Origin of the sequence: Paenibacillus hebaui, assembly GCF_051934385.1 — a bacterium.
In the GTDB taxonomy this organism is placed as follows: domain Bacteria; phylum Bacillota; class Bacilli; order Paenibacillales; family Paenibacillaceae; genus Paenibacillus.
In genome coordinates, this window is record NZ_CP196836.1 from 5,384,377 (window position 1) to 5,401,245 (window position 16,869).

The 16,869-nt window shown below is 44.4% G+C and carries 10 protein-coding genes and 1 pseudogene; 6 read left to right on the forward strand and 5 right to left on the reverse strand.

Annotated features, from left to right (window positions below; all coding sequences use genetic code 11):
* Positions 1-215 precede the first annotated feature (215 nt).
* Positions 216-2,300 (reverse strand): methyl-accepting chemotaxis protein, encoded by a 2,085-nt coding sequence (locus ACR32F_RS24395; RefSeq protein ID WP_440111611.1) that lies wholly within the window; start codon positions 2,298-2,300, stop codon positions 216-218.
* A 323-nt stretch (positions 2,301-2,623) separates the two neighbouring features.
* Here ACR32F_RS24395 and ACR32F_RS24400 point away from each other — a divergent pair, with 323 nt between their 5' ends.
* A complete protein-coding gene (locus tag ACR32F_RS24400; RefSeq protein ID WP_440111613.1) occupies positions 2,624-3,040 on the forward strand; it encodes a hypothetical protein in 417 nt (138 codons plus the stop codon).
* A gap of 33 nt (positions 3,041-3,073) precedes the next feature.
* Positions 3,074-3,487 carry a hypothetical protein gene (locus ACR32F_RS24405; RefSeq protein WP_440111615.1) on the forward strand — a complete coding sequence of 138 codons (414 nt, stop codon included), beginning with the start codon at positions 3,074-3,076 and terminating at the stop codon, positions 3,485-3,487.
* A 125-nt stretch (positions 3,488-3,612) separates the two neighbouring features.
* Here the strand turns inward: ACR32F_RS24405 and ACR32F_RS24410 are convergent, their stop codons facing one another.
* Positions 3,613-4,776, reverse strand: coding sequence for an iron-containing alcohol dehydrogenase (locus ACR32F_RS24410; protein WP_440111617.1), 1,164 nt, complete (start codon positions 4,774-4,776; stop codon positions 3,613-3,615).
* Positions 4,777-4,976: 200 nt separating this feature from the next.
* On the opposite strand from ACR32F_RS24410, the gene ACR32F_RS24415 reads away from it, so the two are divergent.
* Positions 4,977-5,933 (forward strand): phosphotransferase family protein, encoded by a 957-nt coding sequence (locus ACR32F_RS24415; protein ID WP_440111619.1) that lies wholly within the window; start codon positions 4,977-4,979, stop codon positions 5,931-5,933.
* A gap of 174 nt (positions 5,934-6,107) precedes the next feature.
* Here ACR32F_RS24415 and ACR32F_RS24420 read toward each other — a convergent pair whose 3' ends face one another.
* Positions 6,108-6,986 (reverse strand): amidohydrolase family protein, encoded by an 879-nt coding sequence (locus tag ACR32F_RS24420; RefSeq protein ID WP_440111620.1) that lies wholly within the window; start codon positions 6,984-6,986, stop codon positions 6,108-6,110.
* Positions 6,973-10,143: a GNAT family N-acetyltransferase gene (locus ACR32F_RS24425; RefSeq protein ID WP_440111621.1), complete on the reverse strand. Its 3,171-nt coding sequence runs from the start codon at positions 10,141-10,143 to the stop codon at positions 6,973-6,975. The genes ACR32F_RS24420 and ACR32F_RS24425 overlap by 14 nt, the downstream gene beginning before the upstream one ends.
* A gap of 348 nt (positions 10,144-10,491) precedes the next feature.
* Between ACR32F_RS24425 and ACR32F_RS24430 the strand changes: the two genes are divergently transcribed.
* Complete coding sequence (locus ACR32F_RS24430) at positions 10,492-11,097, forward strand: DedA family protein (protein WP_440111623.1); 606 nt, start codon at positions 10,492-10,494, stop codon at positions 11,095-11,097.
* Between the two features lie 566 nt (positions 11,098-11,663).
* Here ACR32F_RS24430 and ACR32F_RS24435 read toward each other — a convergent pair.
* Positions 11,664-11,939, reverse strand: a pseudogene (locus tag ACR32F_RS24435) (transposase); the annotation flags it as partial.
* 223 nt (positions 11,940-12,162) lie between these two features.
* Here ACR32F_RS24435 and ACR32F_RS24440 point away from each other — a divergent pair.
* Entirely contained in the window at positions 12,163-13,317 is a 1,155-nt protein-coding gene (locus tag ACR32F_RS24440; RefSeq protein ID WP_440111625.1) for a response regulator, read from the forward strand.
* A 172-nt stretch (positions 13,318-13,489) separates the two neighbouring features.
* Positions 13,490-16,516, forward strand: a complete 3,027-nt coding sequence (locus tag ACR32F_RS24445; protein ID WP_440111627.1) for an ATP-binding protein — start codon at positions 13,490-13,492, stop codon at positions 16,514-16,516.
* The last annotated feature ends 353 nt before the right edge of the window (positions 16,517-16,869 follow it).

Sequence of the window (16,869 nt, forward strand, 5' to 3'; positions counted from 1 at the left end):
TTTCCTTATGAGGATATAGAAAACATAGAACACACCTAAATATGGTCAATATACGTCCCACTTATGGGTAAATAACTGATCTCATATATGGATTGAGTCACATATGGTCTCAATCAAGTAACGTTCGTTATAGCCAAAACCTCCCAATCCCAGATGTTCTGCGGGACGGGAGGTTTTTTTATAGCTACTGGATTTGTCTTTAAACTCAGGCTAGCCTAATTTGTTTTGAACCTTGATGATTCTTCGGCAAGTTGTTTGGTCAGTTCATCTATTCTCTGTACCATGTCTGCCAAATGTTCTGTCATGCCAGACTGTTCCTGCATTGTTGCTGTTACTTCCTCAACAGATGCGGATACCTCTTCACCAGAAGCCGACAAGTTCTGTGCAGCTCCAATGACGTCATCTTTGTCCCGTTCAATGGATTCGATCTCGGAGGCAATGGCCTGAACCTGGTTCATCATCTCATTCATATTCTCGGTAACAAAATTGAATGTCTCCTTGGTCTGGCCAACGCTGCTCTTATGCTGTTCCGCAATCGCTTCGATAGCCTGTACACTTCGGTTATTCTGCTCCACATGCTCAATCGTCTGCATCACAATTCGGTTGATGTACTCCGATTGCACCGTCGTCTGCTCTGCCAGCTTGCGGATCTCTGAAGCGACCACGGCGAAGCCACGTCCTTGTTCCCCTGCTCTTGCTGCCTCAATGGAAGCATTCAGCGCAAGTAATTTCGTCTGATTGGCAATTTCGGCAATCGTACCCGTAATTTGGTGAATGCCGGTCGAACTCTCGGCGAGTTGCACTGTGATTTTGGAAATGTTGCCAACTTCAATCTCGTTCCGCCCGTTCACCGCAATGAGCGCATCAATGACTTCATGATTGTTCTTAAATGCATCCGTAATCCCGTCTGCCTTGAACTTCACTGCCTGCGACATTCCATTCACGTTTGCAATCTTGTTGCCCACGTTCATGAATTTGTCCACAATGGCTTCCGTGTCGTTCGCCTGGGATTCCATGGCTCGTGAAATCTCAAATGCAGTTGTCGTTGTTTCGGCAATGGAAGTTGAGGTCTGCTGGGTGGACTTCTCCAACTCCGATGTACTAGTTTTCAGTACATTGATGGAATGGTTCATGCTGGAGATCAGCTGTTTGTTGCCAGCAGCCATGGTGTTGAAGCTATCCACCAGTTGTTTGAATTCTCCGCTATATTTACCTTTGGCCTGCACCGTCAGATCCCCGCCTGCAAGCTGTCTGAATAGCACAGTCAGTCTAGTAATGGGTCTGGTCACCAGCAACGAGATCAGAATACCCGCCACGATGGAAACCGCGATTCCACTAAACAGAACAATATACATCTGCTTCGCCATTGCACGTAAAGGCTTCTGCACATCACTTAGTTTATCTTCAACAATGACGGTCCAGTCGGATCTTGGGATTTTGGAATAATACACCACCTTCTCAGCGGTGCTGGCTTCCCCCTGTTGAAGTTCAGTGCTTTGAGCAAGATCTATTAATGATTGATATTCGCCGGACTCCATCTTCTGGCCCTCCATCTTCTCATCCGTCGAATTGTAGATGACTGTACCTATACGGTCCAGAATGATGACTTTTCCCTCATCATTAATATTAATATTCTGTAGCTGATTAACAAAGAACGAAGTGGATGCCGCAGATACGAGCACCCCCTGTACTTCTTGATTCTCATTGTAGATCGGCATGGCAAAAGCAGTACCGAGTTGTCCCGAGGACTTGGCTACTATACCTTCACTAATCACGTCTTTACCCTGAATCGCTTCCTGGAAATACGCCCGGTCTCCACGTTCCGCCTTGATAACTGCCGGATCATTCGCTGCAACAATAATGCCATTCCGATCCAACAAAATTAGACTGTTGTTGCCTTCCATGCCTGCCAGACTGTCCGCCAGTATGCCACTTGCCTTATCAAGAAGTTCATTATTTTCCGAGAAAAAGTCCTCGCCATCCTGTCCTTCCGTATTCCGAATCTCCAGCAGATCCTGGAAGGTCCGATGTGTTGTAATCAAAAATGTGGATTTTTCTTCCAAACTTAATGAGGCATACAAGCCTGCACCAATCCGGTCAGAGGTTGCTTTAATCTCATCTTTGCTTTTGTCGAGCGTAATGACAGCCGCTACAGTGTAGGATACTACCGCAGTTACCGCCAGTACGATACATACCAGCAGACTGATCATCAACGGCAATTTGACTCTGAACGACATGTTGATCATGCGTTCTCTTGCCTTGCTAAATACCATAATTACATTCACATCCATCTTCGTCATAATGAAATCCAAATTCTATGTATCTACTTTATATCGGTCAATATCAAATAATCCGCCAGTAGGATAGCGCTTACGAATAATTTTTTTATTCATCATTGTACTACTCTTACAAATTCCACCAAAAAGAGATCACTGCACCTTATTTAGATCCAACATAGACAGCATTTATTACCTTATAACAAGCAGCCTCCTAAGTAGTTTTATTTCTAGGTCAAAGGCCACTGTGTACGAGTGGAAAATGTAGACTTTGGGTTAATTCAAAATTTGACATCCATACCTTATAATTAAAGAACTATATATCGCATAGGGAGAGAGCCATCCAATTGATTACCAAAATGCCCACATTATTAAATGTCATTCGCGCTTTGTTAGGGGTGCAATCGATTTACATCGGGATTTCCATGGCTTTCCTCATCGTAGACCTGTTCCGTAATAGTGCGGATTACTCCGCGTTTCCGCTATCCGATCAGATCGCCTATTTTGCAAGCATAGGACTACGTGTTCTGATGATCCTGGTACCTCCGATCCTTACCATCGTATTTATCTCAAGGCGAAGATATAAGCTAACCGTCACATTTATGAGCCTAACCTTCTTTTTCAGCGTTGTGTTTTTCCAGAATTTCCTCGTCTTGCTGCACATCTTCATGCTGCTCAGTCTGCTGCTCCACAAGCCGGCCAAGATGTATCTGAAGCAGGAGGACCTTGAACGAGAATACAACCAGCGGAATCTTCGTTTATAGATGTGATATGATACAGGAGATAGGAGAAGTGATATGGTAAAAGCAGCATTACCCACGCTATTAAACGTTGTCCGCATTTTATTGAGTGTCAAACTGATTTATCTGGTGGTTTCGTTCATCATTTTCCTCATGGATTTCAACCAGAACACGGAAGCATATTTTGCTTTATCACGCAAAGGCAATGACATGGCTTACCTCTCTGGCCTAGTTATAAGCAGGATGCTGTTTATAATCGGGCCAAGTTTACTGGCTGTTATTTTCATTACGAAGAAAAAGTTCAAGCTCACTGTGACGTTCCTGAGTCTTGCCCTCATTATTTCCATTCCAAATGAGAGCACGCTATTCATCCTTATTCATCTCTTCGCCTTGCTCATTGTGCTTCTGCATCGTCCAAGCAAGTTGTATTTGAAACGGCAGGATGCAACTCCAGTTGAGCCAAAAGTGTAATTCCAGAAGACCTGATATTACTATCAGGCTCTTACATAGAACGATACCAAAACAAGGACGCTCCTGGAAATACAGGAACGTCCTTGTTGATTAGGTTCACCTATAAAGTGAATGTGCTATTGGCATTACAGCGAAGCTTGATAAATTTGCACCACATCTTCACGTTGCAATTGGTTAAAAAAGCCGAACGGACCAAAGCGCATCGCTTTATCAGCCATCGCATCAATCTGACTGTCGTCGATGTCATAGTCAGCCAGACGGCTAGGGGCACCAATGGAAGTCCAGAATGTACGCAACGCTTCAATGCCTTCCTCAGCAACCTGTTTGTCCGACTTTCCGGCAGGATTCACATTGAATACGTTAATAGCCAAACGTTTGAATCGATCTACATCCACATCCAGATTATGCTTCATCCAGTGCGGGAACAGAATGGCAAGGCCTCCCCCATGAGGAATGTCATACACGGCCGACACGGCATGTTCAATATTGTGAGATGCCCAGTCCCCGGCAAGCCCCATATTCAGCACATCGTTAAGCGCCATTGTCCCGCAATAGAGAATGGTTTCGCGTAGCTCATCGTTTTCCAAGTCTTTGATTAGCAGAGGCGCTGTCTCAATGACTGTTCGGAGAATCGTCTCACAGAATCCAAGCTGAACGGGTGTATTGGTATCCAAATGGAAGTAATGTTCAAACACATGAGACATCATATCCACCATGCCGTATACGGTCTGATCCAGAGGCACGGTAGTTGTGTTTACCGGATCAAGAATGGAAAACGCCGGAAAGGAATACTCGCTGAACCACGCCCATTTCTCCTGCGTATCCTGGTTGGTAATCACTGAACCGTTGTTCATCTCGGAACCTGTCGCTGCCATGGTCAGCACCGTTCCCAGCGGAAGTCCACCTTGCGGGGTTGCTTCGCGCACCACAACATCCCACATATCTCCATCGTATTTGGCCCCTACTGCGATCGCTTTACCACAATCAAGCACACTGCCGCCACCAACCGCAAGAACCAAATCAATGTTATGGGTTCTGCATAGCTCTACGCCCTTATGAACCGTGGAAAGACGCGGGTTAGGTTCTACACCAGCCAATTCCGTTACCTCTGCTCCGATTTCATTCAACTGGGCGATCACCTGATCGTACAGTCCACTTCGTTTTATGCTGCCGCCACCATATACAAGCAAAATACGTTTTCCGTATTTTGGAACTTCTGTTTGTAGTGCTTCAAGTTGTCCTTTACCAAAAATCAGCCGGGTCGGATTGTAAAATTGAAAAGATCTCATAACGGTTGTTTCCTCCAAAAAATTCTGAAATTTTGTGCATCCACCATTATATTTCTCTTTATTCGGAAAAACAAATGGAACGATCATTGGCGTAACGTATTTAGCTACGATATTCTTACATTCTCTTCGACAATCTATACATCTTATCTATGATAATATTAACAATGCTACTGAACTGACGAACAGAAAGGAGACATCAGATGAGTATGGAGTCTACCTCAGAACAACAATTAATAAAACAAACCATCAATCAATATGTATCAACGGAGGTTCACATCCTAAGCATGGAAAAGAACCCTATCAGTACGGGAACTCAGGCCGTGGAATTGCTTCGACATCATATTGAACTCCTAATGAATGGAGTGAAAAAGCACGTTTCTCTCGTTACGAAAAAGGCCACGTTTATTGAACGTTCTGCCTTGTCCAGATTATTTTCACAGGGCGCAAATGTGCCCTTTAGTCTATCAAATGAACCTCATACTGAAGACCGCAGCTTGATCTGCATTCAGGATGTGGACTACCAAACCGATTATAGTCATCTGGATATGGACTTGCTTCAGCATAAAGAATTACGAGCGCTAGCATACATACATGGAACGAATATGGGGTTAAAAAAAGAACTCCCCTGGTTACCTGCTGTGGATCGGACTCATATCATCGAAATGATGGAAAAACGTTGGAGACCTTCGTGGAACGCTGCCTTAGAAAACCCGGTATTCATTGAGGAATTTGGATCACAGATTATATCGGAAATTGAAGCTGTAGCCAGTAGCATCGTGAATGATCTTGAAGTTCTAATTAGGGATGAACACATGCATACGATGATCCATAATGATCTGAACCCCGGCAATGTATTGGTACACAACAATGAGGATGTTTATTTTATCGATTGGGAGGAAGCAAGGTATGGTTCGCTGTTCTTCGATCTCCCGTTGCGTTGTAGCCAGTTGAGACAAGTAGAGATTTATCGGGAGGCCCTAAGTTCTCATGGATACGATATTCCACAAGAGCAATTCGAAAAACACTTCTCACTGGCGTCCCGTTATCTGGGTATCCGTTATATGAGTTGGAACCTTGGGGTTTGGGAACAGCAATCGCATGCAAAAGATGACTTAAAAAAATACATGAAGATGGTGACTCAACCTCTATTCTTCTAATCCCCTTATTCCAGATTAGGCGTAAGATGAATTCACTGTTCTCCTGGACAAAAAACTCCTGTCAGCAGATGTGGCAGGAGTTTACATGACGGGGATTCAGCATGAACATCGCATGCTTCCATGACATACATGGTTTACATTCCCTCAGATATTAATAATTCGGTTACTTAGGTTTTAACCCAGATCCGCGATTCGCTGTCCTATGCGTGGGAACAGCCCAAAAGCATTTTCATAGAACACCTTCTCATGATGCTGCTCCGGCACAAGACGACGGACGAATTCGGCATATAGATCGATGGGCGCGAGCGGCCAGTCGGTTCCAAACAGCATTTTCTCATAATGATCCGAATAGACCAAAGCCCGGCGGAAATGATCCATGAACAGGGGTTCATTCATGAACCGTTCGAAGTGCGGCCGATCCCCGACCACAAGACCGGACAAATCCGCGTACACGTTAGGGTTCTTCGCCACTACCTCAGCAGCATCCATCACCCACGGATCACCCAGATGACAGATCATGAAGTTCACGCCGCGCTGCTGAAAGGCCAACTCATCCACCGTCAGCGGATGTGAATACTTAAGCAATCCATTCATGGAGTACGTATCCCCCGTATGAATGACCACAGGCAGGTTGTATTTGGCTGCCAGCTCATAAACCGGTGTGTAGATCCTGTCATAGACGTAGTGGTGATAGTACCCCGCATAAAGTTTGATTCCAGCTACCTCAGGCGCTTGCAATCGTGCTTCAATCCGGTCTAACTCGTCCTGAGCGTGTTTACCATCCAGCGCGTTTGGATTGATACCCACACATTCCATAAGGAATGGCGGAACTGTTTCTTCCAAATCAAGTCCCATCGGATTGGGAGAACTGGAGTCCGGGAATGCACCCTTCGTCTGCTCCGTCACCCCCATGCCGATGCCGAGAATGACGTCATTCTGATCAAATTCCGCCTTGAGGCCGGCGGCAGTGTAGTCCACTTTGGACAGATCAATCGCCGTTCGATGAAAGCTGTCGATGTCCGACAGATGAATATGAATATCAATGATGGGCATGTGAAGCCTCCTTTTCGTCGTTAGTAGTTGCAAAGGTGAGCTGTCGAAGGCTTCGTACATCCTCTGGATTCAGAGCGACTTGCCCCACGATCAGATACGTTGGTTTCATCCAGACGGTTTCCCCATTGGGAATGTTCAGATGTTCACTCACATTTTGACAGACCACCTGGTTGTTCGCAAACGCAGAAGCGTTCTGGTTGGGGTAACCATCTACGGCATGCAGCATGTTCTTACGTGAAACCGCACCAATTCGCAAGAGCCCCTTCAATGGAAGTCCTGCATCCACCTTCCCGAGAGGGAACCGCCCTTGTTCGGGATGTTCAACCCAACCTTCAGCAAACACAGACGAAGGTATAAAGAATTTTTCCTCTGTTAGCGAGTAATCCGTCAGCGCCAATCCGCTTTCATTCGTCACCGAATGCAGTGAACAAAGGACAGGAACTCCCGGCAGCATGAGGTAATGCTGGTGTATCGTGATTCCCCGATTCGCTTCATGCTTCTCAATGCGGGTTGTGATCTGAATTCCTTTCCAGATGTTACCGTACTGATCCCTCTGCTCCGTCCAAGCCGCACTTCTCTGCTCCAGCTGGCGGCTAAAACCGTTCATACCGGGGATAACCACGCCAAGTCCACCGTACCATGGATTCCACCAAGAACGCGGGGCTGCTTCCGGATATGAACTATCCAGCCATTCCTCGCCTTGGTGCTTCAAGGAATGCACCACACTCCCGAAGCCAGGCGCAACTGCCATCGAAAGAACCCCATTGCTCACCGTGTAATCGGGTCCTGCCGGACCTTCTTCAATTACACGATCAACGGTTGTTCCTGTCTGTGGAAACCAGAGAGCCGTCCGTTCCTGAATACGATCCTCACCACGATAAACCGCCCGAACCTTCCAGCCGAAATCGCGTTCTGCTGTCGCAAACTTTTCCTCAGGGGAGAACTCCAACGGAGCGGAGCGCAGATCCTGCTCGCGGTTTAATTCCATATCAGCAGCTAAACGCTCCGGTGCACCACCATTCTGCACATACAGTTCCAGATTTCCGGCGAGCGGAACCATTTTCCGTTCAATCAGTTCTGCTGTCAGTACGTCCTGAGTGAACGGATTGCCACCACCCAATACCAGTTCAAGATGATTGTCCAGTGTCGGTATAACCGCACTCGGCTGTTTTCGGGCAAAAGATCGGAAATCCTGCCATTTGGCAAAGGTGTTCAAAGCAAATACAGTCGGCTTTGTTCGCACCACGGCTCCTGCCGGAATTCGGCCAAGCTCATGCTCCAAGCCCAGCGTGTATTCCGGACGAAGCAGCTTCAGGGAAGGGTGCCAGTATATACCGCATGCACCGTACGCTTCCTTACAGAACAGCCAGTTCTCCGTAATTTTTGCGCTGTCCCAATGGTTAGGATCGCCTGTGTAAGTATCCTCCATGTCCACAAAACGGCCTTGGTACGGGAGAATTAACTTGCTGCCGTAGAAACCGAAGTTATTCATCAGGAATAATTCTTCTTCCCATGCTGTGCTGCGTGTATTTTCAATCTCTTGATAGAATTCGGCAATTCCGTTCGCAGACAGCTTGACAACAGACTTGATCTGTAAACCAGGAAAGGCTTGCGACTCATACAGCGCTTCAAGAACCTGAATTTCCCCTTCGGGAAAGATATTCACTTCTTTTGCTTGTTTCTTGGATAACTCTTCTGCAAAAGGCTTGCCCAGCTTCGGATAGGTCCACCAGAACGTGTGATGGGAGCCAGGGTATTCAATCCACATGTTGTTATCGAATTTACTCATGTGGAGGGAGAATGCACCGTTTACAGCCACCCACTGATCCCCGTTTTCTCCACCATAACGTCCCTCCGTTCCCTTCATCAGAGCAGACAGCTTGGTTGTGAAAGAGATCGCCTGTCCATCCGCCGGAACAGCAGTTACCTCTACTTCTCGTGAATAGAGTCCATACGAACGCAAGGTGAAGGATATCGGCACAGATGCTTTACCTTTGGAAGGAACCGTGATCCGTACCGAACGTTCTGCCCACTTCAGGAATTCATCCTCTGGCAGATCAAAAGCGAACTCTGCATCGGAATCAAAATTATTCTCCACGTTCAGATACAACTCGGCCGGGACATCTGTATATAGCTCCTTCACGGGCAATGCCGTGTTAATTTTGGCCGGGAATTTCGGGGCAACGCCCATACGGAATTCGGCTTTCTTGCCGCCGATCAGCCATGTGCTGGTGACAACGGGATGGGTCTTATTATTACTTTGCTCCTCTTGAACCGGATCAAGGTGGAACTCGCCCTCTACGATAACCGTTTCTCCCGGAGCCACTGCTTGTGCAGCGTCCAGCGCAAAACGAATATTTTTATTGTCCTGGCCCTTGATCTCGACCGCCAGCTCCGCTGCTGAGCAGTTCTTGATCCGATAGCGTACCTTGTATGCAGAACCAAACACCAGATCATGATCGTCAATCTCTGTGGAAATTTCATAATCCGGGGTTTCAAGAGCCGTCAGCCCGCGACCGGACTTCTCGAATTCGGCTCGCAGGGAGATATCTCCCTTGCTCCAGGTATAGTCAAAGAAATCAAACCCACGCTCCCGCCGGCCATCCGGCTCGATCACGAGTTCGCGCGTGCTGTCTGCATACCAATCCAGCTCCTTGAAATAAGGAGACAGTGCTTCGGTCTGTAATATGGTGGGAATGAAATTCATCAGATGCACGTTCTCATCTTTTTTCTCCCAGAAGAATCCGCATTTCTTGTACATCGGTACCGCCTTCGTATTCCCTGCCCATGTGAACAGGTCCAGGCGCGGCCATCCGGCCTCCACAGTCTTGCGCACGGCATTCAGGATCAGGTTACGTCCAACCTTGTAGCCGTGATAGTCAGGACGCACATTCAATAACGGTACATATAGTGCATTCTCGTCAAAGCGGTAGTGGGCGAAGCTGCAGAAGCCTACGACCTCTTGCTCATGAACGGCCAGAAATGCGTGGAGATTAGAGGAACTCTCCATCTCCTGGCGAACCGTATCCTCTGTTCTGAGGCTGGTACCGCCTCCCCAGCTTTCATTGCTGCGGTTCCACATATCAGCGAGTGCGGCAGCATAAGAGGGATCGTATTCGATAATGCGAATCTGACTGATGATTGATGTTACGGTCATATTGGAATCTCCTTATCTTTATGTATAGGATGGTCTTCGTGAACTTTCGATATGGCCTATGACTGTTAGACGACGAGAGGATGCAGGCCATATGTGAAGAGGCTGGTGATAGTCTTATCATACTATAACTGGAAACATTTTCAGAGAGATAATATCATTCCTCCACTCGCAGACGTCTGCTGCATCCATGTCGAACGTTGTCTAACTTATGTATGGGCTAACATATCCCTACAGTGTTTGCTGAAATGGCTATGCATGTGAGTTTTGACAAGCTCTATTCGCTATTGTTACTCTTTATACAGGAGCGTTTCTTCTTATAAAAAAATAGGTAGATTCTGGAGGGAAAGCATGACTGAATGGATCACGCAATTTATACTTTTTTTCAAAGATTTATCGTACGCAGGTCTCGTCATTGCCTTGTCGTTCGAATTTGTACCCGCTGAACTCGTACTGCCCATGGCGGGATATTGGGTGTATCTTGGGGATATGAAGCTTTGGCTGGCTATTCTGGCTGGTACCGTAGGCGGAACGTTTGGACCTCTGACGTTGTATGCCCTGGGACGATACGGCGGCAGACCGATGGTCGAAAAATACGGCAAGTATTTCTTGATTCGCCCCCACCATCTGGACGCTTCCGATAAGTTCTTCGAGAAATATGGGAGCGGGGTAGCTTTCTATGGACGTTTTGTACCCGGCATTCGGACCGTGATCTCCATCCCTTGTGGTATGGCGAAGATGAATGTGTTTAAATTCAGTATCTTTACATTCTTGGCCATGCTTCCGATCACCTCATTGTACATCTACTTAGGATTCAAATTGGGCTCTCAATGGGAGCATGTGGATGAGATTGTTAAACCTTATATCGTTCCGGCAGCGGTGATTTTCTTGGGTGCTTTTGGTTTGTATGTGCTTCTGAAACGTTGGAAAAGAAGAACGGCTTTGAACAAGTCATAGGCTTGTTGAGGAAATGCGGACTGTGTAGTAGAGTAGCTGGTTTATGTTGAAAAAAACCTTACTCTACATGGCCCGTGGTTATGATTTGTTGAAGATACTGCGATAGGTGATACACCGTACTAATCTAACTTGGTTATTCATATGCAAAGCCCAACCGATCACGACGATCAGTGGGGCTTTATCAGTTTATGGAATTTCAAACTAGTTACCCAAGTACATGGTAGCTACTTTAAAATGTTGAGTGATTCATTCAGAATCGATTATATTTTTCTGGAGTTATCGACATTAAGCCGAATAATGAAGAAGGAAGCACTGTTTCTTTAGTTTCAGCACCTACTCTGTATTTTATCTTAGGTGAAATAGAATAAAGGTTTATAGGATATGTATCTCCCACAGCACCTTGATAATCAAGGTCCCATTTTCCAAAAACAACTTCTAAGTCATTTATGTCCTGCTTTTTTTGGTTCGTGCACGCCGTGACTAAGATTATCATCATTATTAAAGATATATACAACCATCTGAATTGGTCATAGCCCCATCAAGTAGACAATCAAAAAAGAAAATTATCAAGCGGCGACTTTTTCCCGGAATTCAATCGGGGAGAGGTCGCCGAGTTTGTTTTGGAAACGTTCCTTGTTGTAAAACGAAATATACTCCATAATTTTGGTTCTTGCTTGTTCCAGATTTTGAGGCTTCTCCAAATACAACTGCTCCGTCTTCAAATGGGAGAAGAACGACTCAATACAGGCATTGTCATAGCAGTTTCCAGGCCGAGAATGGCTTCCTGTTTGCTTCTTCTCTTCAAGCAATTTGGCATAACTCTGTGTTGTATACTGAAACCCTTAGCGTGATGTATCCTGATATCCACCATCCTTAACAGACTGTGCTACTAATAACACCTAAAAATCCACGTCCTTTTATCAAAATCATCTCTATTCATCATCTCTTTGTATAAGAATATGTATAGGTGACTACATATTTCGAGTTTTAATTCCATTTTTCAACATCCGTGATAAAATCAATATAGTAAAATAAACTCACAAGTTAAATAAGGAGTATTCCAAGATGAAGGCTATTATTATTGACGATGAACTTTTAGCTTTGTCTTATTTAGAGCATCATTTAATGAAGATGGCTAACTTCAGTCTTGAAATTATCGGTAAATTTACAAACCCCTATGACGCCATAGATATAACAAAACATACAAGGGTGGATATTGCTTTTATTGATATTGAATTACCAGAGATGAATGGTATTGAGTTAGCCGAAAGATTAATGGAGCATGAACCTGGTTTGAACGTTGTATTTGTCACGGCCTATCAAGAATACGCTGTAAAAGCCTTCGAAGTGAACGCCATTGATTATATTTTAAAACCGGTCCGTTTTGATCGATTGTCCAAAACGATGAATCGGATAATCAGTAGTAATACCGTGAGCTTTAATCACGCTGATTCTCTAAAACCACTTAAGATGACGTTGTTCAAACAAGTCATGATTGAAGAGCCGCAAGCATCTGGCCACTTCTCGTTAATCCAATGGAGAACCACCAGAGCGCAGGAACTTTTTTTGTATCTACTTCAGCACAGAGGACAGCTAGTTCGCAAATCATTTATCTTGGACTCGCTATGGACTAATGTAGATGTAAATAAAGCATATTCACAACTTTACACAACGATTTACCATATTCGCAAAAGCCTCACCCCTTATGAAAAAAGGTTTCAGATCAAGAGTGCGAATGACGGCTACTTATTGGAGCTAGAGAATGTCATCCTGGATGTAGCAGAGTGGGATTCTTCTCCGGACGTTAAAGATATTTCGGAAAACAATCTGGAAACCTACCTTAAGAAAATTAACAGCTATACAGGTGATTATCTGCAAGAATACGATTACTGGTGGGCAGAGGGAGAGCGACAAAGACTCAAACAATTATGGCTTAATACAGCTCTATGTGTAGGACAGTGGTATGAAGATCAACAGAAATTTAGCGAAGCCTTGACAACATACTTACAAATAAACCGTCTCAATCCGGCTGAGGAAAAGTCTTCATTTGCTTTGATGAAGCTCTATGACAAGATGGGCGAACCAATAAAGGCTTTAGAGTGTTATCAAAAACTCGTAGCAGTACTAGAAGAGGAGTACGATATGCCCCCGGGAGACGATATTCAACAATGGTTTAGGGGGTGGGAGAAGAAACAGAACCGCTTAAAATCAGCACTTTGAGGCAGTTGTTGTCTTATGCCAATTCTTTAGGAGAGTCTGGTTTTTTTATTAGTCCACTATACCGTATGATAAAGGATTGTTAATGTTGCCATCATTCATTCAGATTAAGAAAAACATATTAAAACATAGGCTGACATGGCTTATCCTAATTTACTTAGCAGCTTTAATCGGAATGAGGCTGTTGTGGTATACGGAGTACTCTCCTCCAAGTCAACCTCATGCAGTACAAGGGGAACTTGATTTATCTAGTTGGCAATTTGATGATAGACAGACGATCACACTGAACGGGCAATGGAACTTTCACCCCGATATCTTTCTTTCTCCCCGTATATCCTTTAGTGACAGGCTTAGTATTGCAAATCCAACAAAGGTTCCCGGTACTTTTAATGATACGAGTCCAGAAGCCAATTTTGGAAGTTATCGACTTCGTGTATCTTTGCCTAAATCGAATACGTCCTATGGCATTCATATTCCTGAAATTAAGACTGCTTATCGCTTATATATTAACGGTAACCTGTTATACGAATCAGGCCACCCTGATGAAACTTCAATTGGAACGATCTCTAAGGTCGTACCGTATACAGGTAACTTTACAGTGGAGCAGTCAAACATTGATATTGTGATTCACGTCAGCAATTTCCACTATCATAACAAAGGCGGAATTATTCAATCCATCAAATTTGGAACTTCAGCTGCAGTCATGAAAGAAAAATATAATAGTGAGAACATGCAGCTGCTAGTCGGCATTATTCTGTTGCTCCACATGTTATATGTCGTTATCCTGCTTTTCGTCGGCCATCGAAAGAAAGAGCTTTTTTATTTTGCCGGAATTATTATATTTGCCTTGATTGTTACGTGGATGGACGATGACAGAATGCTGCTTCAATGGCTTCCTATAAACTTTGAATGGGCAATACGGATGAGAATCATTGGATATTCTGCCCTTTCATACTGTTTAGTGTTATGTACAAAGCATCTGCTGTCTGTTAATAGTTTTAAGAAACTGATCATTATCTTCTCTATTTTCTTTTATTCTTATGCAGCTATTAACCTATTCTTCCCTCTTGCCTGGTTAGATTACACATCTAAGATTCTTGCCATTTTTATGCTCTCGGCCATATTACTTGTCCCTATTATTTCAAGGCAAGCCGTCAGGACAGGCCAAGAAGCAGCAATTTCAATATTACTTGCCGGAATTGCCGTTTCAATCAATATGATATTCAGCGGATTTTTAAAGTCTAGGTTTGATAATGATCCACCTTTCTACGCCATCGACCTTATTGTGGCTTTTGTTGTTTTTGCCTCTTTCTGGTTTGTACGCTTCACCAAAACGGCAATACGTGCTGAGAAACAAGCCGCAGAGCTCAAAAAGGTGGACAAGCAGAAAGATGAATTTCTTGCTAATACGTCACATGAACTTCGAAATCCGCTACACGCGATCATTAATATAGCTCAATCCATTATCATTCGAAGGAACAGTAGGATGGATACGATGGACCAAGAAGATTTAATGCTGATCACTAAAGTTGGACAACGTATGTCACATCTGCTCGATGACCTGATAGACATCACTCTTCTCAAAGACAGCCGGATCACGCTAAATATAGCGAGTGTTTCTTTATCTGCTGTGTCAGGGGGCATAATCCAGATGCTTAACTATATGACGGTGGATAAAAACGTGCAGCTGGTGAATGAAATTCCCGATTCACTGCCTAACGTGGCAGCAGATGAAAACCGCCTTATTCAAATTATATTTAATTTAGTGCATAATGCTCTGAAATATACTAGGGAAGGCCGTGTTTCCCTTCGTGCAGAAGTCCTGAATGAGACTGTTTATATCCATATTGCGGATACGGGTATCGGTATCAACGAGGAGATGAAGCATAGAATCTTCTCCCCCTATGAACAATCTGATTCGAGTATCACCTCTCAAGGTAGCGGTGTAGGTCTAGGGCTAAGTATATGCAAAAATTTAGTGGAACTTCATGGCGGAACATTGGAGCTGAAATCTGTCTTGGGAAAAGGGTCCATTTTCACTTTTAACCTTCCTCTGGCAACAACAACAACAACATCTATAGAGGGTTTAAATAAGGGTAACGTCATAGAGGATCATCCCGTTCAGATACAACACACGATGAAAGGAAATAGTGAGGCAGCTGTTTCTTCAGAGAACGGATACAAGATGGAGAGTGTCACTGGGTCTATCCTTATTGTTGATGATGATGCCATCAATTTGAAGGTTATAAAGTCATTGCTGGAGCTGAACAGTTATGAAGTTACAACTGTGAACAGTGCTGAGAAGGCACTCAAACAAATTAGCCATAACCAATGGGATCTGGTTGTTGTGGATGTCATGATGCCCGAGATGTCCGGTTATGAGCTTACCGAGTTGATCCGTAAGAAATTCACCATTTTCGAGCTGCCCGTATTGCTGCTTACGGCAAGAATCCGACCTGAGGATATTCATACTGGATTTCTATCAGGAGCTAATGATTACTTGGCAAAACCGGTTGAAGTGTTAGAGCTACAATCCAGAGTCCGTGCATTAATCCATTTCAAGCAATCTGTTGACGAGCAGCTGCGGATGGAAGCTGCCTGGCTCCAAGCTCAAATTCAGCCTCACTTTTTATTCAACACGATCAATTCTATCGCTTCACTCAGCCTCTTAGATCCAGATCGAATGATTGCCTTGCTCGTAGCATTTGGTGATTATCTGAAGGGAAGCTTTAATTCGAGAAATTTGGAGCGTCTGGTTCCCCTTTCCCATGAACTTGATTTGCTACGAACCTATTTATACATCGAAAAGGAACGGTTCGGAGAGCGTTTGGAAGTCGAATGGAACCTGCCTGATCATCTGGAGGCTAAACTTCCTCCACTCACGATACAGCCTATCGTTGAAAATGCAATTCGTCACGGAATATTGAACCGGGCAAGCGGAGGAAAACTAACCATAACAGCTAAGAAAGAAGAAAACTGCATCAAATTCGTCATACACGACAATGGAGTCGGTATGGATGAGACCAAACTTTCTTCCCTATTGGATGGCAAGAAAAAAGCTGGGACATCCGGGGTGGGAATAATTAATACGGATCGTCGTCTCAAAAAAATATATGGACAAGGCTTAGCGATTCAAAGTACACCTGGTGGGGGAACTACGGTATCCTTCATAGTACCGAACTCAGCACATATGAAAAACTGAAAAAGCACTTGTAGATTGGATGATGCTTCCCAACATTTTTGGAAGGCTTATGTGGCTCATACGTCATACTATGCTGATCCAGTTCATTAACGGCTAAACGAAAAATAGAGCAGTTGACAACTTGCAAACTGCTCTATTTGATTTGAATATAATCAAAGAAGATGTTTTTAACAATCACACCTAAATTATTGTCCTGATCTGCAAACCATAGCTCAACGAAATTAAGTCCGTCTTTAACTCTGTAATTTCAAATTCCATTCCATCGACCTGTTCGTATCCAGCAGTAGGAAGTCATTCGGAGAAGAATCGTTATGGTAGTTCGTCTGCATTGTCCGGAGCGACAAGGGTGTTCG

Excerpts from the sequence above, each read along its gene's own strand:
- ACR32F_RS24395 (WP_440111611.1), bottom strand. The coding sequence starts at position 2,300 with ATGACGAAGATGGATGTGAATGTAATTATGGTATTTAGCAAGGCAAGA.
- ACR32F_RS24405 (WP_440111615.1), top strand. The coding sequence starts at position 3,074 with ATGGTAAAAGCAGCATTACCCACGCTATTAAACGTTGTCCGCATTTTA.
- ACR32F_RS24410 (WP_440111617.1), bottom strand. The coding sequence starts at position 4,776 with ATGAGATCTTTTCAATTTTACAATCCGACCCGGCTGATTTTTGGTAAA.
- ACR32F_RS24415 (WP_440111619.1), top strand. The coding sequence starts at position 4,977 with ATGAGTATGGAGTCTACCTCAGAACAACAATTAATAAAACAAACCATC.
- ACR32F_RS24420 (WP_440111620.1), bottom strand. The coding sequence starts at position 6,986 with ATGCCCATCATTGATATTCATATTCATCTGTCGGACATCGACAGCTTT.
- ACR32F_RS24425 (WP_440111621.1), bottom strand. The coding sequence starts at position 10,143 with ATGACCGTAACATCAATCATCAGTCAGATTCGCATTATCGAATACGAT.
- ACR32F_RS24430 (WP_440111623.1), top strand. The coding sequence starts at position 10,492 with ATGACTGAATGGATCACGCAATTTATACTTTTTTTCAAAGATTTATCG.
- ACR32F_RS24440 (WP_440111625.1), top strand. The coding sequence starts at position 12,163 with ATGAAGGCTATTATTATTGACGATGAACTTTTAGCTTTGTCTTATTTA.
- ACR32F_RS24445 (WP_440111627.1), top strand. The coding sequence starts at position 13,490 with ATGAGGCTGTTGTGGTATACGGAGTACTCTCCTCCAAGTCAACCTCAT.